Origin of the sequence: Teredinibacter purpureus, assembly GCF_014217335.1 — a bacterium.
Classification (GTDB): Bacteria; Pseudomonadota; Gammaproteobacteria; order Pseudomonadales; family Cellvibrionaceae; genus Teredinibacter; species Teredinibacter purpureus.
Window position 1 is genome coordinate 1723544 of the sequence record NZ_CP060092.1, and the last position, 20674, is coordinate 1744217.

A 20674-nucleotide genomic window follows, 5' to 3' on the forward strand; every position below is an offset into this window, starting at 1 on the left:
CACGATTATGGAAAGTAATACAATTTTACATTACATCGAAAGAAACGCGTTTGAAAACCCACTGGGTATTGCGTTTACATTTTTGAATGAAACCGGCGAGAAAGCGAATGAGCTAACCAATGAAGCGCTTTGGCAGGAAGTGCGCGCCGTTGCGACTTACTTAGCGTCGTTTGCTGAAAAAGGCAGCCGGATTTTACTGTTCTATCCCCCAGGGTTGGAATACATCACGTCATTCTATGGCTGCTTGTTAGCCGAAATGATAGCGGTGCCTTTGTATCCACCGAGAAAAAGTACGAAGTCAGATAGGTTGGTGAAAGTGTGTGAAAGCTGTCACTCAACATTGGCGCTAGTGGCCGAAGCAGAATCTGAGAATCTAAAGCGTATTTGGGCACAACAAAATACCGATAACCTGCCGCTGGAATTTCATGTACTAACGAACAATAGCGCATTGGAACTAAAGGCTTTTGACCTTGCACGTTTTAACCCAGCAGATGTGGCGTTTTTACAGTATACCTCCGGTTCTACCGGTGTGCCTAAAGGCGTGATGATCACCCATGGCAATATCCTCGGGAATACTGAATCGCTAACCTTAACGAACAATGCCAATGGCGATGATATCTTCGTGAATTGGTTGCCGCTGTTTCATGATATGGGCCTTGTCTGTACTTTACTGTGGCCTGTATACCTAGGTGTGCAGTCGGTCATGATGGCCCCAGCAACATTTGTGCGTAACCCTTTAATTTGGCTGCAATCAATTAATCGTTACAGGGGAAGTGTTTGCGGCGCACCTAATTTTGCTTATGACCTATGTGTAAACCGCATAGACGAATCGGAATTACAAGACATCGATCTTTCCTGTTGGAAAGTGGCATTTAATTCGGCTGAACCGGTTCGAGCGGAAACCTTAAAGAATTTCTCTCGTAAATTTGGCGAGTGTGGCTATAGCCACGCTGCATTCTATCCTGGCTATGGCATGGCAGAGGCCACCGTCTTTATTTCAGGTGGTACGCGTGAAGATGGCCCTACTTTGCTGTCAGTCGACAAGCGTGAATTAGCGGAAAACAAACTGGTTATTGATGACAGTGCGAATGATTCGTCCGTTGATGTTGTCAGTTGTGGTCGAGCACTTTCGCCCCATTCGTTGAAAATCGTAGAACCTAATACCAAAGAAGAACTACCGGAAGGCTGCGTAGGTGAAATTTGGTTTTCAGGGCCGAGCTTGTCACCAGGTTACTGGGATTTAGCCACAATTTCGAAAGAAGTGTTCGGTCAATCAATTGTAAATGCAGGTACTGAAGACGCAGCCTACTTTAGAACGGGCGATCTTGGCTCGGTAGTAAAAGGTGAACTATTTGTTACTGGCCGCATGAAGGATGTGATTATTGTTCACGGCAAGAACTATTACCCTCAAGATATCGAACACTCCAGCGTGACAAGCCATGAAGCCTTAAGACCCGGTTATTGCGCGGCGTTTTCCGTAGACTCTAACGGTATCGAAAAACTGGTGGTGGCAGCAGAAGTTGATCGTAAGTTTGTACGAAAAATTGATTTCGATGAAGTCTGTAGCGCCGTTCGACAAGCGGTATTTGATGATCATTCCTTAAGTGTTGAAGAAGTGATATTGCTAAAACCTAACCGTATACCGGTAACTTCTAGCGGAAAAATACAGCGTGCCGCCACTAAGGCGTTATATGTGAAAGGTGAGCTGGAAATAATGTCTACAGGTACTCCTGCCGTAGTGGTAGAGGAGGTGCTAACGGAGGTTGAGTCTGCGATTAGCGCAATATGGAAAGGCGTTCTAAATCTGGATTGCCTCGGCTTGCATGACAACTTTTTCGATCGAGGTGGCAATTCGTTGTCAGCAATCGAGATTGCTTCGAAGATTAAGAAAGCTTACTCCGAGGTGTGCTTTAGCCACGAAGAATTATTGGAAATGCCGACGGTTGCAAAAATGGCAGAGTATATCCAATTGAAAAGCGATTATGTTGTGCGTTCAAATCAGCGCGCAGAAGCGACATCTGGAAAGGTGATAATGATATGAAGGCGAATAGATTATTACGCGCGTTGTTTAAAGCAGGCGCAGATGTTGCGTTGGAGGATGGGCGTATCGCGCTTAAAAATTGCGATAACGTATCAGACGAAATACTTGAGCAGGTACGTGAAACAAAGAGCGAACTTATTGAATTGCTTAAAAGATTGGACCGCGCTGACCGTGCGGTACCTATGATAGGTGATGATGTAAAAAGTGGCGAATACGAAAGCCCTGTTGTGATGGCCCAAGAAAGCATGTTGTTTATGGAAGAGCTCTCCGAGGGCGAGACCTACTACAACATCCCGACAGCCTACACCATAACCGGTGAACTGAGCCTTAGGTCGTTATCCGCGTCGATCGATGCGCTGGTACAGAAACATGATGTTCTTCGTTCTACCTACGAATTTAAAGCTGGGAAATATGTCCGAAAAATAGGTGTCGCTCCGACCGCTACTTTACAGCTGCGTGACCTTACGGTTGACGTACAATTTGAATCTGAAACGTTAAAGATGCGTTTGCAGGACGAGGCAAATTACTGTTTCGACTTGTCGGTAGAAATTCCGATTCGGGTAGTACTATTTAAAATTGCCGATGAACACTATATTTTGAGCCTCAATATTCATCACATTGCAGCCGATGGTTGGAGTGCAAAACAGATTGTTAAAGATATTAGCGATGGGTACGCGCAAGCACAAACAATCAGTGACACCGATGCGATGTCTTCGGCGACGTCTGACTATTGTTATGCTGATTTTGCACACTGGAACGAAGATTGGCGCGATAGTAAAGCGTTTGTAGAAGCCGAGCACTATTGGTTAGAAAGCTTAGCCGACGCGCCCGATATTCACAGTGTCGCAACGGATTACCCTCGGCCTGCCGTATTGCCGGTCACGGGTGATACCTATCGCCACACGTTATCACTAGAGATTATTGATAAACTGAAATCTGAAGCGAAAGCGCACAATACTACAACCTTTACACTATTGCAGGCCGCTTTCGCGGGGTTTATAGCGCGGTATAGTGGCGAAAGTGATATTGTTTTTGGTACTGCAATGTCGAACCGAAACCCGGTTGAATTCGTCGAGACGGTTGGTTTGTTTGCGAATACTTTAGCGTTGCGTTACAACGCAGAGCAAACACAGTCGTTTTCAGAATTAGTGGCCCAGGCAAAGGATGTTAGCCAGAACGCCCAGCGATTTCAGCAATACCCATTTGATGCATTGGTCAATGCGGTTTGCCCTGTACGAAGTCTCTCGTGCAACCCTATTGTTCAAATAATGTTGGTGATGCAAGAAGATGCAGCGCGAAACCTCGACCTAGACGGCGTGTCAGTTGCGTTGCGCGATCATCGTCAAAATGTATCCAAGTTTGATTTCACCGTTCATTGTTTTACCGATGCGAAGATACCTCGTTTAGAGTGGGAATTTAACACTCATTTGTTCTCGCTCGAGACTATCATCGCAATGTCCGAACACTTCGAGTGTATTCTTGATCAGTGGTTAACGGATACAAGTGCCATTCTCGGCCATGCACAATTTTCATTAGTCGCGCCTTTGAAAGAGTCTTCTCTAGCGCCGTTAGATGAGCCTATCGCCGATACTTTACATCACTCATTCTTAGACGCAGTGCAAGCTAACCCCAGCGCAATTGCTGTGCGCGAGGGTGAACGTAGCTTTACCTATGCCGATATCGATCGCCAGTCAGATGCGGTCGCTCAGTATCTGCATACCGTGACGGAAGGCGAATCGAAACCGATTGGCGTTTGCCTTGAACGTTCGGTTGAACTGATTGTTGCGATGCTGGGTATTTTTAAACAGGGCAGTATTTACGTACCTTTGGATTTTGATTACCCGACAGAGCGCATTAATCGCATGGTTGACGATGCCAACACATCCTTAATTATCGTTGATAATGGTGCTAGAGCAGCGTGTTTACCAGATTCCGCAGATATTGTAATGGTGTCGACTATCCTCGAAAACACTACTGATCTCCAGTATCCGCTTTCGAGTAATCCTGAGTTGCCGGCCTATGTTATTTACACCTCGGGTTCTACAGGTGCACCTAAAGGTGTGCTAGTGCCCCATAAAAGTTTATTTCATTCGTTAAAAGCGAATGCACAGCGAATGAATTTTACTGAGAACGATTCTATGCCAACGGTAGGTTCGCAAGCCTTTGGGGTATCGTTATTGGAAATATTATTGCCCCTTACCAACGGCGGTGTGGTTGAAATAATTCCAAAGGTCGCGGTGAAAGATTTGTCCGAATTAATTGCCAATACCCAAACCGTTACTGTTTTTCATGCGGTGCCAAGTTTAATGCAGCAGTGGCTCGATAATGTGAAAAGTGGCCCTACCACGTTGTATCCTAATTTACGATTATTGCTGGTAGGCGGTGAAGCTGTTTCCCATGAATTGCTCGAGGCATTACGTGAGTGGCGGCCAAACATCCAGATTCTGGAACTCTACGGCATGACGGAGTCTTCGGTGGTGTGCAGTAGTTACGAGCCAACAGCTGAAAAACACGCGCATTATTGTATTGGCAGGCCTCATTCAAACGCATTTTTTTATGTGCTCAACGAGCATCTGCGCGAGCAGCCCATTGGTGTTCCTGGTGAGCTATATATCGGTGGGCAATCACTGGCTAACGGGTACCTGAACAAGCCCGACGTGACCGCACAAAGCTTTGTTGACAGCCCTTTCCTCGGCACTAAAAAACTGTATAAAACAGGGGATAGAGTCCGTTGTTTAAGGGATGGCCATTATGAGTTTCTAGGGCGCGTTGATAATCAAGTGAGTTTACGCGGTGTGCGTATCGAACTGGGTGAAATTGAAACGCTTGTGGATAGTTTGGCTTTTGTTCAAAAGGCTATCGCGCAAGTGATGACCTTAGCTAACAACGAGAAAACGCTGGTGCTTTTCTTTGTGGGTATTAGTGATGAGAAAGGTGAGTCGAGTGTGCAACGCGATGCAATTCGTGAGCATTTATCGGCTTATCTTCCTGACCATATGCGTCCGTCCATCATTCAATCGATAGAGCGTTTTCCGTTGAACCCCAATGGGAAAGTCGACCGAAAGAAACTACCTTTGCCGACGATTTCCTCACATTCAGAAGCGCCCGATTCATCGTTGGAGCATGAAATTCTAGCGCTTTGGGCAGAGGTCTTGGGCAGAGAAACTATCGGTGTAACGGATAACTTTTTCGAGATTGGTGGCCATTCACTAATGGCATCTAAATTAGTGGCAAAGTTGCGAGCAAAATATGAAGTTGATTTGCCGCTAAAAACTATGTTTGAAGCATCGAACGTTAGACTGTGTGCAGGCCGAATTGAAAAGGCTTTGCAGAAAAAATTTGCAACGGAATTGATTATTTCCGACCATTTATTGGAAAGCGATTTCGAAGAGCTCGCCGTATAAGCATTATTCTGGAGAATGACATGAAGACGAATAAACAAAAACTTTCTATTGTGGGTTTACTCTATAAAAAAGCACCTAGACTACTGATTTTCTCGGTTTCTGTTGGAGCAATTGCGGGTGCGCTTTATAGCTTGATTATCCCTTTTGTTATTCAAGGGATTGCGGCCGAAGCCGATAGTGGTTTGGCCTTTAGTGTGGCGGGCGTATCTTTTGAGTTTGATCAATCATCTTATGCTGCCATGTTTTTTATTACCGTAACAGCCATTTTGTTTACCAAGCTAGGGTCGGTGATACTCGTTAATAGTATTGCTAAATCGGCGGCTGCCGATCTCAAAATGAGTGTTGCCGATACCATTAGCCGCGCACGTACCGATAGCATCGAAAATGTTGGGTTTTCACGGTTGCTGAACATTCTCAGTGATGATGTGAATAGCGTTGCTAATGCAGCGATTACCATTCCATTACTGGTGGTATCGTTTGTTACCATTTTAGGGATGTTGGGATATCTCGCGTTTTTGAACATTAGCGTATTTGGCATAGTGGTGGGGGCCATAGTCGTAGGTCTATTTATGTTTCAGCTGCCGGTTACACTCGCACAGAAAAAGTATGAGAAGGCCCGCGCAATTAAAGATGTAATTCAGGAAGGGGTGCGTGGCTTAGTGATGGGCGCCTATGAATTAAAACTGAATGGAAAAAAGTCGGAACGTTTTCGTAAAGAGGAGCTGTTAGACCCGGTTAACCGCAGCGTACGATTAGAAAAAATTGCAGATGCAATATTTCATTTTGCGGGAACCTCAAGCGACTTACTGTCTTTCTTTATTATTGGTTCTGTGGTCTTTATCCTGCCTACCTACATGACTTTGGATAATGCAGAAACCTACGGGGTTGTAATGGCTTTACTGTATATCGCTGGCCCGCTTGCTCATATTTTAGGCATGATGCAGCAATTTAAAGTAGGGCAAATTGCAATGATTCGAATTGAAGCGCTGTATGAGCTCGAAGAAGAGATGCAGGTAACAGAAACTGACAACATACCGCCTACATGGCATTCCTTTGGTGGCGATAAACTCACGTATCAATATCCAAATTCGTCCTCCGATCGCACTTTTTCGCTTGCGCCTATATCGGTTGATTTCAAACCGGGTCAGGTCAATTTCATTGTGGGTGGTAATGGTTCAGGCAAGACAACGTTAAGCAAGTTGTTATCGCTTCATTATTTGCCGTCGTCGGGTAACTTGTATTTCGACGGCGTTTGTATTGATCGCTCTAATATTGCTGCTGCACGAGAACGTATATCGGTTATTTATTCTGATTATTATCTTTTTTCGAAGATATATTGCGATCTCGCCACGGTTGATATGGGCAAGGTGAATACTTATCTCAATATGTTAGGGCTTTCGGGTAAAACTGAACTTATCGATGGTCGGTTTACAACCACCGATCTTTCTGATGGACAGCGTCGACGACTCGCCTTGATGGTCGCCTTGTTGGAAGACAAAGACATTTATGTGTTTGATGAGTGGGCGGCGGATCAAGACCCAACCTTTAAGAAAATATTTTACCAAAGTATTTTGCCTGAAATGCGAAAGGACAATAAATTGGTGATCGTTATTACCCACGATGATCGTTATTTTAATCATGCTGATCGCGTTATTACGATGGAAGATGGGCGTGTAAATTCTATTCAAGAAATTAAGTCCGAAGCGCTCAATCGTGTGATTGAAACTAAGGGTACCGTGTTCGAGCCGCTGGCAGAGATGGCTTAATAAACGCATAACGAGGATTTTATAATGGTTAACAAAATTGATACCGTGGCATCCAAGCAGGTTCCGTTTTTCTCGATTGTTGTGCCGACCTGTGGTCGGCCTGGAATGCTCGAAAGGGCCATTGGTAGCCTTGTTGCACAAGGCTTTACGGCATTTGAAATTGTTGTAGTGGATGATAGGCCAACAGCGGAGCCGCTTTCCTTGTCGTGCCTAGAGCATGATAGCGTGCGATATATTCAGAATACTGGCGCTCATGGTGTGGCCAATGCACGTAATCTTGGCATTGATCAAGCGCGAGCTGAATGGGTGTTGTTTTTAGACGACGACGATGAATTGGCCGATGATTATTTAACGACGTTACATCAAGCGATTTTAGCCGATGCCGATGTAGAGTTTTTCTGGAGCGGGGTACGTGTTTTTTATGCCGATAGTGACAAGGCGGTTGTGACGGCCTCAGACTGGAAGACAAAAGAAATAAAACTGTATAAAGATGATGACGCAACGTATATAGGTGCAAGTTACGGTGTTGCGCTTAAACGTTCTGTTTTTCAGCGTTGTGGTAATTTTGATGTAGATTTTCCCGTAGGCGAAGATACGGAATTATTTGTGCGCGTAATGAGTGAAGGCATAAAAGCCAGAGCCATCCCTCATATTGGGATGATTAAGCATGAAACCCATGTGGAGCGCCTTTCAACCAATTATACGAAATATGCCGACCTCAACATCTACGAGCGTATTTTTCGTAAGCATAGGGCTTATTTGGCCGATAATCGAAAGGTGTACCACACACAGCTGTGTTGGGCCTCGCTGGTGTATATCAATAACGGTAACTTCAGCGATACGAAATATTTTTTCCAAGAATTTTTAACGCTGGGGCACTATTGGTCGTATTTTAATATGGGCTGTTATCGAACGGTGCACTATATGACGTCGACCATAAAAAAATGGTGCGGTTTAAGTATTAGCCGAGCATCAGCTTAAACCGTAAAGGCCCCTTCAGGGTATTTGGTTAGGGGTAGGCGCCGTGATACTTGCGGCGTCCCATCCCACATTGGCGCGTATTGATCTTCTGTAGAGGCCTTTCTAATGAGGCGCTGGGGTACAGCGTTTGCGGGGGAGGCCCGTTTTTAGTCCTTTTCTACCTCAATCTTTGGCTCTGAGCGATTATCTGAGCGATTAAAAGTGTTGTGCTGCAGGAAGAAACCCCATCTTTTTTCAGTATCTTAAGCTCATATCAAAAAAAAGGATCTTAATTCACACTATCATAGATTTTTCGAATGTTCGGTCGTAACAGACGTAAGTGATTAAACCTATGCAGTATGTGCTTGTTTTTAACAGTGGTAGCTCGTCTTTCAAGTTTTCTCTTTTTCCGTTAGATACTGAAGTGCCCTTCTTAGCCGGTGTTGCCGAAAATCTCGGTACGCCGCAAGCCTCTATGCGTGTGGTTCCGCAGCAAGGTACACCGTTGCAGGTACCGTTGGTGGGAGCCCATGAGCGTGCGATAGAGTTGCTGGTGGAAGTTTTGCCTACCTTCGGCTTAACGTTTAAAGATATTGCAGTTGTGGGCCATAGGGTGGTTCATGGGGGCGAAGTGTTTACCGAGTCTGTGCGTATTGACGAACGTTCATTGGCGGATATTCGGGCATGTTCCGGGCTTGCTCCCTTGCATAATCCCGCTAATATTCTCGGTATAGAGCGAATAGAGGCGCTTTTTCCTCACCTTCCTCAGGTTGCAGTATTCGATACGGCTTTTCATCAAAGCTTACCTCGCAAAGCCTTTTTATACCCTATCCCCTATGCGCTTTATCGGGAGCAGGGCGTGCGCCGCTATGGTTTTCATGGCACTAGCCATCGCTATGTTGCAGAAACTACGCTTAAACAATTGGAGCTACCAGCGTCCGATAGCCATCTGTTAATCGCGCATTTAGGCAACGGCTGCAGTGCCACTGCGGTGAGAAATGGCCAGAGTGTGGATACCACCATGGGGCTAACACCGTTGGAAGGGTTGATGATGGGCACTCGCTCGGGCGATGTTGACCCAAGTTTGCATCAATACCTACACGATAAGTTGGGATGGTCGCTTAAAGATATTACCCATATGTTGAATTATGAATCGGGTTTGCGCGGTTTATCTGAGCTAAGTAACGATATGCGCACGCTGATATTGGCGGCGGAGGAGGAAGGAAATGCTCAGGCGGCCATGGCCATTGAGGTATTTTGCTTCCGTCTTGCTCGGCAACTGGCTGCGCTGGCCGCCTCCCTTCAGCGCATTGATGCGCTAGTGTTTACAGGTGGCATTGGCGAGAATAACCCGTGTATTCGCACACGGGTATTGGAGCAGCTGGCTATTTTCGGTTTTCAGGTCGATTTGGACCGTAATCAGGAGCATGGTCGATCGTTTGGCGGCGTGATTACGAAGGATAACAGCCCTGTGGCAATGGTGGTTAAAACGAATGAAGAAGCAATGATTGCACGCGATAGTGTGCGTTTACTAACTAGAGGTAACGCCTGATGCATAGCTTTTATATTGCTCCCACAACATCGGGAACAGGTCTTACATCGGTATGTTTGGGGTTTGTGCGTGCGCTCGATCAACTGGGTGTGCGTGTGGCGTTTTTTAAGCCTATTGCGCAAATCTACGGCTCCGATATTGGCCCTGGTCGGTCGACGCACTTAATTCGAGAAACCGTGGGATTACAAACCGGTGAATCGATAAGTTTGGCCTATGCGCAGCATAAGGTGGCTCAGGGAAAACTGGACCAGCTTATGGAGGAAGTGATTACTAACTATCAGGCGTCGGCCCGTGATGCAGACGTTATGGTAGTGGAAGGGCTTGTGCCTAGGGCGAATGAAGACTATATCGCGCGGTTAAATCAGCGTTTAGCGAGTACGTTAGGGAGCGATATTATTCTGGTGGCTGCAAAGCGGCAGTATTCGTCTTCAGAGCTGAATGAGCGCATTAATATCACGGCGAGTAAATTTGGTGGGTTCGACAACCCACGTTTATTGGGCTGCATACTGAACAAGGTTGGCGCACCGCCGAAGGAGAGCCAGCGGGTTAAAACGGATGATAGTCTCGACGGCTGGGAAGTTCGGGAGCGCAGCCTTGATGAGGTTAAACGAAAATTGCCGGTGTTTGGTCACGCAAACTTTCGTTGTTTAGGCATTATTCATTGGAACCCTTCTTTTATAGCACCGCGCACGCTTGATATTGTGAATCATCTGCGCGGGCGAGTGTTGCATGCGGGCAATATGGACCAGCGTCGTGTTACCTCTGTAGTGCTTTGCGCACGCACAGTCCCTAATATGCTGTTTGCACTAAAGGCCGGTACGTTAGTGATTACGCCTGGCGATCGCACCGATATTTTATTGGCAGTTGCACAGAGCGTACTGAATGGCGTGCCCTTGGCTGGTATTTTGTTTACGGGTGATTTAGTGCCCGATGAGCGGGTGATGGCGTTGTGTCGCGGTGCTATCAATACGGGTTTACCGGTACTTATAACGGAATATGATTCACTAACGACAGTACAGCGGTTGGATGATATGAGCAATGAAGTGCCCGCCGATGATGTGCCCCGTATGTTAGACGTTATGGATGCTGTGGCTGAAGCGGTTGATATTCAGTGGCTGACGAACCGCGCCGCCCTACCTCAAGATGTGCGCATGTCGCCTCCCGCTTTTCGGCATCACCTCATGTGCCAAGCGCAATTGGCGGACAAAAAAATTGTATTACCCGAAGGGGCGGAGCCACGCACTATTCAAGCGGCCATTGCTTGTACAGAACGCAAAATCGCGCGTTGCTTGTTATTGGGAAATCGCGAGCAGATTCGGCAAGTGGCCGAAGCACAAGGTTTAACGCTGCCCGATAGTATCGAAATACAGGACCCCGATGAGATTCGTGCCCGTTATGTTCAGCCCATGGTGGAATTGCGTCAACACAAAGGCGTGAGCCCGCCGCAAGCGGAAGCGTTATTGGAAGATAAGGTAATGCTGGGCACCATGATGTTGGCGCAAAACGAGGTAGACGGTCTGGTGAGTGGCGCGGTGCACACCACCGCGAATACGATACGCCCCGCCTTACAGCTTATTAAAGCCCGAGCTGAAACACGGCTCGTATCCTCTATTTTCTTTATGTTAATGCCCGATCAAGTACTGGTTTACGGTGATTGTGCCGTCAACCCTAACCCCAATGCGGCCGATTTAGCCGATATCGCCATTCAGTCGGCTGATTCGGCTCTCGCCTTCGGTATTGAGCCTCGAATTGCCATGATTAGTTACTCTACAGGTGTCTCAGGTGTCGGTAGTGACGTCGATAAAGTGCGTGAAGCGACGAAAATCGCCAAACGACTGCGTCCAGATCTGGTCATTGACGGCCCGCTGCAATATGATGCAGCGGCTATTGCCAGTGTTGCGGCTTCTAAAGCGCCCGACAGCCCTGTGGCGGGAAAAGCAACAATATTTGTATTTCCTGACCTTAATACGGGCAATACAACGTATAAAGCCGTGCAGCGAAGTGCAAACGTCGTTAGCATTGGCCCAGTATTGCAGGGTTTGAAAAAACCCGTAAATGACCTGAGCCGTGGCGCATTGGTAGATGACATTGTCTATACCATTGCCTTGACGGCCATACAGGCTGAACAGAATAACAATTAGACTTTAATTGCCTGTTTGTTGACAATTCGCCAGCGTCTCCGATGTGAACTGGGCGATAGGATAAAAACTTAAAACCCTCCTATTCGATGTTGAATGAAAGGGATTGCATGTAAGTACCCATGTGTTATTTGAGGTTTTATCCTAAGGGCCAGCGGGTTATTGTCTCGGTTTTTGACTTTCTGAAACATCAGAGTTTTATCAACAAACTGACAGCTAGTCTCTTATTGCCGTTATTGCAGCAGTTTCGGACATGTTGCGATTGATCAAAGCATTTACCAATGGCGCTTAGCAGCCATCGGTGACGGTATAATCGTTAAGCCCTGCTAAATTGGCACCTCAATAAACCGCGCTGGTCGACATCCGCGCGGTTTATTTGTCTAGAGGGTGTTTTTGGGCGTAATAAAGAACAGTAGTGAGAAACATTATGAAACAGCATACTCCCCCTCAAGGTGGGCTCTATCATCCAGAATTCGAACACGATGCTTGCGGTATAGGCTTCGTGGCTAACCTTAAGGGACGAGCGTCTCATGAGATTGTAGAAAACGCCCTCACCATGCTGACCTGTATGGAGCATCGTGGTGGTACCGGTTATGACGTCGATAGCGGTGATGGCGCGGGTATTCTTATCCAAATCCCGCACGAGTTGCTGTCTGAAGAGGCTAAGACCTTAGGTTTTGAGCTGCCCGCAGTGGGAGAATACGGGGTTGGCATGTTGTTTATGCCTAATAGCGAAGCCGTAGCCAACCAATGCCGAACGGTACTAGAAGAATGTGCCTCTGCGTTAGGGTTGAGTGTGACGGGCTACCGAAAGGTACCGGGTGATAATGCCAGCCTAGGCTTTGCCTCACGTAACAGCGAGCCCATGATTGAGCAGGCGTTTATTGTTAAGCCAGACGGAATTAGCCAAGAAGAATTTCAGCGTAAGCTGTATGTCTTGCGAAAAAGCAGCGTGTACCAAGCGTATGATCGAGTCGATTGCGAGAAAGACGAATTTTATATCGCCTCGCTGTCTAACCGCACCATCGTGTACAAGGGGCAGTTTACAACAGCGCAGGTGGCCCAATACTATTTGGATTTACGTAATCCAAAATTACAATCGGCCATTGCCATGTTCCATAGCCGTTTCTCGACGAATACATTCCCTGCATGGCGGCGCGCCCAGCCTTTTCGCATTTTGTCCCACAACGGTGAAATTAACACCGTAAAAGGCAACATTAATTGGATGATGGCTCGCCAAGCGCTTTTTGAATCCGTTAATTTCACTCCAGAAGAAATAGAGCTGTTGCATCCTATTTGTAACCGTGACAGCTCAGATTCGGCGAACTTAGATTTAGTGATTGAATTATTGCTGCTTAGCGGTCGCCCGCTGGCTCAAGTGATGATGATGGTAATCCCGGAAGCGTGGCAAAGCCAAACGGATATGGACCCCGTTAAACGCGCCTTTTACGAATATTACGCCAACGTGATGGAACCATGGGATGGCCCAGCCTCTGTCAGCTTTACCGATGGCCAAGTCGTGGGCGCAACCCTCGACCGCAATGGCCTGCGTCCTTCACGTTATTTAGTTACCGATGACTACACCGTGGTAATGGGGTCTGAGACCGGCGCTCTCTGTGTTGATCCGTCGCGCATTGTTAAAAAAGGTCGTTTGCAGCCCGGTAAAATATTTATTGCCGACTTAAACCAAGGCCGCATTATTAGTGACGACGAAGTTAAAGGCGAAATTTGTGCGCGTCAGCCTTACGGCGAATGGTTAGCGAATAACAAGATAGAGTTAAGTGATTTGCCTACGCCGGCAGACCCAATTCCCGTTGTTGAAAACCTGCGTATGCGCCAAAAGGCGTTTGGCTATACCTACGAAGATGAAAACTTAATCCTCGCGCAAATGATTGGCACCAGCAAAGAGCCTCTTGGCGCGATGGGAGCCGACAACCCCTTAGCGGTTATGTCGGACCGCCCGCAAAATTTATCAAATTATTTTAAGCAATTATTCGCGCAAGTTACCAACCCACCCATCGACCCTATTCGTGAAGAAATGGTAATGTCGTTGCGTACCTACGTGGGTGCTTCTCGTAACTTATTAAGTGAAACACCAGAACATTGTCGCAAGGTCGAAATTGATCAGCCCTTGTTAAGTAACGAGCAGTTAGCCAAGTTAAAGCACATCGATAAAGAGCATTTGCAGTCCAAAACCTTGGACACACTTTTTCGTGCCAATAAAACTGCCGGTGAGTTAGAAGCCGCGCTAGAGCGTTTATGTCGCCATGCAAAAGATGCGGTTAATGAAGGCTACTCAATTTTAATTTTGAGTGACCGCAATGTGGATTCCGATCACGCTGCAATACCGGCCTTGCTGGCCACGGCCGCTGTCCACCACTCTTTAATTCGTGATGGCTTGCGTGCTAAAGCAGAGATTATTGTAGAGTCGGCTGATGTGCGTGAAACCCATCACTTTGCCACTTTAATTGGATATGGCGCCGCAGCGGTTAACCCTTATTTAGCGATTGAAACCCTGTACGCTATGCGTGATGAAGGGACACTCGAAAGCGCATTAACGAACGACCAATTACTTCAGCGATATTGTAAAGCTGTGAACAGCGGTCTACTAAAAATATTTTCTAAAATGGGTATTTCAACGCTACAGAGCTATCAGGGTGCTCAAATTTTTGAAGCCCTCGGTATTAATAGCAGTGTTATTAAACAGTATTTCACCAGTACGATTAGCCGTATTGAAGGGATTGGCCTTGATGACATAGCGCAAGAAACGTTGGCCAAGCATCGTGAAGGATACCCGTCAGAAAATCGTATTCACATCGACGATGTGCTGCACAGTGGCGGTGATTATGCGTGGCGTCACGATGGCGAGCGCCATTTGTTTAACCCCACCACTATTCGACTCTTGCAACACGCCACCGCCGCCAATGATTACGAGCAGTTTAAAGAGTACACACGTGCGGTAGACGATCAAGCTAGCGCATCATTTACGTTGCGTAGCTTGCTTAATGTCGATGCTGATCGCCCGTCTGTTTCAATCGACGACGTAGAATCCGCCGAAAAAATATTTAAACGTTTTGCCACAGGCGCCATGAGCTTTGGTTCTATTTCGTGGGAAGCACACACCACCTTGGCAAAAGCCATGAACCGCATTGGCGGTAAGAGTAATAGTGGTGAAGGTGGTGAAGACCCAATTCGATTTAAACCCGACGAAAATGGCGATTTAATGCTAAGCCGCATTAAACAGGTGGCCTCGGGTCGCTTTGGTGTTACCAGCCATTACTTGGCCAATGCCGATGAACTACAGATTAAAATGGCTCAAGGTGCAAAGCCCGGTGAAGGAGGCCAATTACCCGGCCATAAAGTGGATGCCTGGATTGGCCGTACGCGAGGTTCAACCCCCGGTGTTGGCTTGATTTCTCCACCGCCGCATCACGACATTTATTCTATCGAAGATTTAGCCCAGCTAATTTACGATCTGAAAAACGCTAATCGTGAGGCGCGCATTAATGTGAAGCTAGTTTCCGAAGCCGGTGTGGGCACCATTGCCGCCGGAGTGTGTAAAGGTTATGCCGACGTGGTATTAATCGCTGGCTACGATGGTGGCACCGGTGCATCACCGTTAAGCTCCATTAAGCACGCGGGCTTACCTTGGGAATTAGGTTTGGCCGAAACGCATCAAACGTTAGTGGCCAACCGTTTGCGTAGCCGTATTACCGTGCAGGCCGATGGTCAAATGAAAACCCCACGCGATCTCGCTGTCGCGACTTTGCTAGGCGCAGAAGAGTGGGGTATCGCAACCGCGGCATTGATTGTTGAAGGTTGCACCATGATGCGTAAATGCCATTTAAATACTTGCCCGGTAGGCATCGCCACGCAAGATAAAGAATTGCGTAAACGCTATGCGGGTCAAGTCGATCACGTCGTCAACTTCTTCACCATGATGGTTCGCGGCTTACGCGAAATTATGGCAGAGTTAGGTTTCCGTACTATCGAAGAGATGGTAGGGCAGTCGCAATGCCTAAGTAAGCGCGACGATCTAGACCACTGGAAACTGAAAAATTTAGACCTTTCTGCGTTATTGAAAAAAGTACCTGCACACGACGGCGACACACTCTATTGCAGCCAGAAACAAAAACACTTAATCGACGATATTGTTGACCGTGATCTAATACGTGAAGCTAAAGCGGCGCTTGAGAACGGCGAACCCGTTACCTTACACAAAAATATTGTGAATACCGACCGCACTGTGGGCACCATGATTTCTAACGAAATCAGTAAAGCCTATGGAGCAGAAGGTTTACCGTATAAAACCATTGATGTGAAATTTGACGGCTCGGCCGGTCAAAGCTTTGGCACCTTCGCCGCGAAAGGTTTACGTTTTGAACTAGAAGGCGATGCGAATGACTACTTTGGTAAAGGTTTGTCGGGCGCAGAGCTGGTGGTGTACCCGCCAAAAATTTCGCCGTTTGAACCGCGTGACAATATTCTTATTGGTAACGTTGCTTTCTTCGGTGCAACTGCGGGTAAAGGCTTTATACGCGGCATAGCGGGCGAACGTTTCTGCGTGCGCAACTCCGGTGTTACCGCCGTTGTTGAAGGTGTAGGCGATCACGGTTGCGAATATATGACCGGCGGTATGGCCATTATTCTTGGTGAAACCGGCCGTAACTTTGCGGCTGGCATGAGCGGTGGTGTAGCGTGGGTATTGGATACTCAAGGCGACTTCGCCAGCAAGTGCAATATGGAAATGGTACAACTAGAAAAAGCTGAAAACGAAGATGATATTGCCGAGCTTAAAGCGTTAATCGAAGAACATTTTGATCACACGGGTTCAGATGTGGCTGAAAACTTATTGGCTAACTGGGAATTGTCTTTACCAAAATTCGTAAAAGTGATGCCGGTCGATTACAAACGTATGCAAGGTTATATGAAAGAGGCGCGCAATAGCGGCCAATACAATGATGAACAAAAAGTTGCCGAAGCTGCATTTGATATGCATCTGGCTACACTGGCTGCGAACTAAGGGGGCGCGAAAAAATGGGTAATCCAACAGGTTTTTTAAAAGTCGATCGCGCACTGCCGGCAGACCGAGATCCACAAAAACGTTTAGTTGATTGGCAAGAAGTTCACGAACATATGCCTGAAGGTGAAATACGTGAGCAGGCATCGCGCTGCATGGATTGTGGCGTACCGTTTTGTCAAAGCGGCGCTAGTCAATATGCGCCTAAAGTGGCTGGTTGTCCGGTGAACAACTTAATTCCCGAATGGAATGATTTGATCTACCGAGGGCGCTGGGAAGAAGCTATCCAGCGCCTACACCGCACCAATAATTTCCCCGAGTTTACCGGGCGAGTGTGCCCTGCTCCGTGTGAAGGTTCGTGTGTTCTTGGTATTAATGCCCCAGCGGTAACCATAAAACACCATGAATACGCCATCATAGAGCGTGCGTTTAAAGAGGGCTGGGTTGTTGCCGAGCCGCCTGCAAAGCGCAGCGGTAAAAAGGTAGCGGTTATTGGCTCCGGCCCTTCTGGCTTGGCTGCAGCGGCGCAATTAAATAAAGCCGGCCATTTAGTTACCGTATATGAGCGTGCAGACCGCATCGGTGGCTTGTTGATGTACGGTATACCCAATATGAAATTAGAGAAACACATCGTTGAACGCCGTGTAGATCTAATGAAAGAAGAAGGTATTACCTTTGAAACCAATACCGAAATTGGAAAAGATATTGCCACACAACAATTGCAGCAAGATTTCGATGCAATTGTTTTGGCTACCGGTGCAACTGCACCGCGCGATCTGCCGGTAGAAGGCCGTCACTTAAACGGTGTTCATTTCGCTATGGAGTTTTTAAGTAAAAACACCAAAAGCCTATTGGATAGTACCCACAAAGATGGTCAGTACATTAACGCCAAAGATAAGCATGTGGTGATTATTGGGGGTGGCGATACGGGTACCGATTGTGTGGCCACGTCTTTGCGCCATGGTTGCAAACACGTTACACAACTAGAAATTATGCCGCGCCCTGCCGAGCAGCGTGCCGAGAATAATCCGTGGCCAGAATGGCCAAAAACGTTATTAGTGGATTACGGCCAAAGTGAAGCCATCGCTCTTCAAGGTGATGATCCTCGTCAGTATCAAGTAATGACGAAAAAAATTGAAGCCGACGAACAAGGTAATGTAAAAGCGGTTCACACGGTCAATATCGAATGGGTGAAGGCCGATAACGGAGGCATGCGCCCAAGCGAATTAGTGGGTACGGAAAAAGTTTACGCTGCCGATTTAGTCTTTTTAGCGATGGGTTTTTTAGGGCCAGAACAAAAAGTACTAGAAGACTTAAGTGTTGAAACCGACCCGCGCAGCAACGCTAAAGCCGATTACGATAAGTTCGACACAAGCATAGAGGGTGTGTTCGCATGTGGTGATGCACGTCGTGGGCAAAGCTTGATTGTTTGGGCTATTGATGAAGGGCGTCGTGCTGCACGAGAAGTTGATAGCTTTTTGATGGGTGAAAGCTTTTTACCCTAGAGTGTATCTGTGTGTAAAAGAGCGCCTGATGGATTACATCAGGCGCTCTGACTATTCTTCTAGCCCAACACCTACAATACAGCCTGTGTTTTTGGTTAAGTAACCTTGGCGCTGTACGTATAAACCCGAAGGGGTGCGGGCAGTTTGCGCCGTGGTGACTATATGGTAACCATTGAGCCGTAAAAAACACCAAACACATAGTCGTGATAGGGGGGCTGTGGTTTCGAGAGTAAAACGCGCTTTACAATAGCCCCTCTACGCGCGAGTATTTACCGCGTTTTTAACCCAAAAATACGTTCCTTTATAGAGCGGTTTCCTTCCAGCCCACATTATTTGTAAACGTTAAAAGCGCGTAGCCTGCGCCACGGCCATTGCCTGTGCCGCTTACCCCATGTCGCCAGTATCCAGCGAGTACACCTTTTTCTATGTCGATGGATTCAACTCTAAAGCTAAAGGTGGCGCTCATCTGTCCCATTACCATCCAGCTACAATGATAGGCGTCTAGCGCTAGGGTTACCTCATTAATCGAGATGACACTAATGCGACTCACCGCGCTACCACAGCTCACTTTTGTTCCGATAAAGCTCAGCGGCATGGTTGTATCCATATTGATAGCTGCCGTGTCAGAAGACCTTACATTGGTGAATGTAAGGTGTTGTGCGCAGCCACTTCCGGGAACAATGCCGCCCATCACGAGATAACACACATCTTCATTGATGCATGTTTTATCGTGAGGTTTGGCGACGCAAATCGGAATATTTACTCCCTCATTTGCCTGAAGAAGCGCTTCTAAATGCGTAAACAGCAATTCACGAGAATAAGCTTGCTGAGCCGGAACACATTCCCCATTTGCGCATATAGACAGTTCAGCAATAGGCTCATCTTTTGTCTTACCTGCACATCCAGCCAGAACAATTAAACCTATCGCAATCAATAAATGTTTCATTCTTGTTTTCTCCTGAAAACACGTCTCTTGAAAGTGGCGAATACTAGCATGCTTTTACTGTCACGTTATGACAACGCGTTGGCCATAAGGGCGTTAGGTATCGTGCTGAAACAGTGTAGAGATAATAGACATTAACTGAATTTTAACGGTAGCACTTTAGTGGTAGCCTGATTGCTGTTCAATTTTTAGTTCACATATTCACTATGTTTTTTGACGCGACTTTATTTGTTACCTGCATCACAAAAAACGTCGACAATTTAAAACTAAATTTCTTAAATTTGTTTGTATGTTAGTTTTCGCACTGTCGTCGATTGTTTTAAATATGACACATAAACGAATACTTAGAAAATATGTCGCGTGAAAAATGAAGAGTTAAGCGACAATTAAGGAAAATTAACAAATTTATTAAGTTTATTTGTTTTGTAGCCTTGACGATAAGCAAAGCTGTGCTAGCTTTGTCGCGGTTTCAGACCAAATGGCATTTAATTATTAGCCGCTTATTCAACTCAATATTTACGTACCCCACTATTTTAACTAAAACTTTTTTATTAGTTGGACTACGGCTTGATTTTTTTGGCGGCGTAAAATTGATCATTAAGGCGCGGCATTGGAATGGTTTTGTTTGTCCTATATGCCTGCGTAGACAATTAAATCACTCTGTCAATACTGAAGGGCCGACACGCTATCTGTCAGCAGAGTAAAACCGGGTGGACAGATATTCACTCGATATAAAACTTCTCGTAAATGGAAAAACGAACTGTATGAATATTTCAGCTGAGAACGAAATAAAGCTAAAGGTAAGTCCACAAGAAAAAATAAGAGTGTTTCTGTACCAGTTGTTCTTCTCGTCATTCGAAATGCTCGCGCTTACACTGTTTATTTTCGCGAGAACATTCGATTTAGATATTGTTCAGCGTATATTTTTAGGGGGTGCTGTTACTGTATTTTCCACCGTACTCTATATTTTCGTAAAGTTTAGAGTCTCTCCGCTTTATTTTTCTACCAATGTATTCTTTGTTTTCGCCAGCGCAATGTTATTGGTCAATGTGGGTGGTATCGGTGAGTTTTTCTTGTTCCTAAGAGAGATAGGAATGTTTTTGTTTATATTCGTTATCAGTGCCATTTGGCATGTAAGGCGCTCGAATGGAGTGCTAGACCCCATCGACCCCGCACCTCGGTACAAATTCTATTCATACGGTGTGCTTGCGGTAATTTTTTGCAGCCCCTTCATAGCGTGGTTTTTTAAGGGTAATGAAAATTTGGCCGGAGGCCTGCCGTTTATTCTTATCGTTATTGCTGAAAAAGCACTCGGTTATTTCCAGATTAAAAACAAATAAGGGAG

Annotated in this window: 10 protein-coding genes; 9 read left to right on the forward strand and 1 reads right to left on the reverse strand. The window is 46.4% G+C overall.

What is annotated here, in order from left to right; genetic code table 11:
* Positions 1-7: 7 nt before the first annotated feature.
* The 8 genes from H5647_RS07540 (at position 8) to H5647_RS07575 (ending at position 18386) form a co-directional block, all read left to right on the forward strand.
* Positions 8-2041, forward strand: coding sequence for an AMP-binding protein (locus H5647_RS07540; RefSeq protein WP_045857567.1), 2034 nt, complete (start codon positions 8-10; stop codon positions 2039-2041).
* Positions 2038-5445, forward strand: a complete 3408-nt coding sequence (locus H5647_RS07545) for a non-ribosomal peptide synthetase (RefSeq protein WP_045857569.1) — start codon at positions 2038-2040, stop codon at positions 5443-5445. The genes H5647_RS07540 and H5647_RS07545 overlap by 4 nt, the downstream gene beginning before the upstream one ends.
* A gap of 20 nt (positions 5446-5465) precedes the next feature.
* A complete protein-coding gene (locus tag H5647_RS07550) occupies positions 5466-7211 on the forward strand; it encodes a cyclic peptide export ABC transporter (protein ID WP_045857571.1) in 1746 nt (581 codons plus the stop codon).
* A 24-nt stretch (positions 7212-7235) separates the two neighbouring features.
* The gene (locus H5647_RS07555; protein WP_052691929.1) at positions 7236-8192 is read left to right on the forward strand and encodes a glycosyltransferase family 2 protein; all 957 of its coding nucleotides are present in this window, start codon (positions 7236-7238) and stop codon (positions 8190-8192) included.
* Positions 8193-8523: 331 nt separating this feature from the next.
* Positions 8524-9723, forward strand: coding sequence for an acetate/propionate family kinase (locus H5647_RS07560; RefSeq protein ID WP_045857572.1), 1200 nt, complete (start codon positions 8524-8526; stop codon positions 9721-9723).
* A complete protein-coding gene (pta, locus tag H5647_RS07565) occupies positions 9723-11864 on the forward strand; it encodes a phosphate acetyltransferase (RefSeq protein WP_045857573.1) in 2142 nt (713 codons plus the stop codon). Before H5647_RS07560 ends, pta begins: the two co-directional genes overlap by 1 nt.
* Positions 11865-12288: 424 nt before the next feature.
* Positions 12289-16884 carry a glutamate synthase large subunit gene (gene gltB / locus H5647_RS07570; RefSeq protein ID WP_045857575.1) on the forward strand — a complete coding sequence of 1532 codons (4596 nt, stop codon included), beginning with the start codon at positions 12289-12291 and terminating at the stop codon, positions 16882-16884.
* 14 nt (positions 16885-16898) lie between these two features.
* Positions 16899-18386 carry a glutamate synthase subunit beta gene (locus tag H5647_RS07575; RefSeq protein WP_045857577.1) on the forward strand — a complete coding sequence of 496 codons (1488 nt, stop codon included), beginning with the start codon at positions 16899-16901 and terminating at the stop codon, positions 18384-18386.
* 301 nt (positions 18387-18687) lie between these two features.
* Here the strand turns inward: H5647_RS07575 and H5647_RS07580 are convergent, their stop codons facing one another.
* A complete protein-coding gene (locus H5647_RS07580) occupies positions 18688-19332 on the reverse strand; it encodes a hypothetical protein (protein ID WP_045857579.1) in 645 nt (214 codons plus the stop codon).
* Between the two features lie 761 nt (positions 19333-20093).
* Between H5647_RS07580 and H5647_RS07585 the strand changes: the two genes are divergently transcribed.
* A complete protein-coding gene (locus H5647_RS07585; RefSeq protein WP_045857581.1) occupies positions 20094-20669 on the forward strand; it encodes a hypothetical protein in 576 nt (191 codons plus the stop codon).
* The last annotated feature ends 5 nt before the right edge of the window (positions 20670-20674 follow it).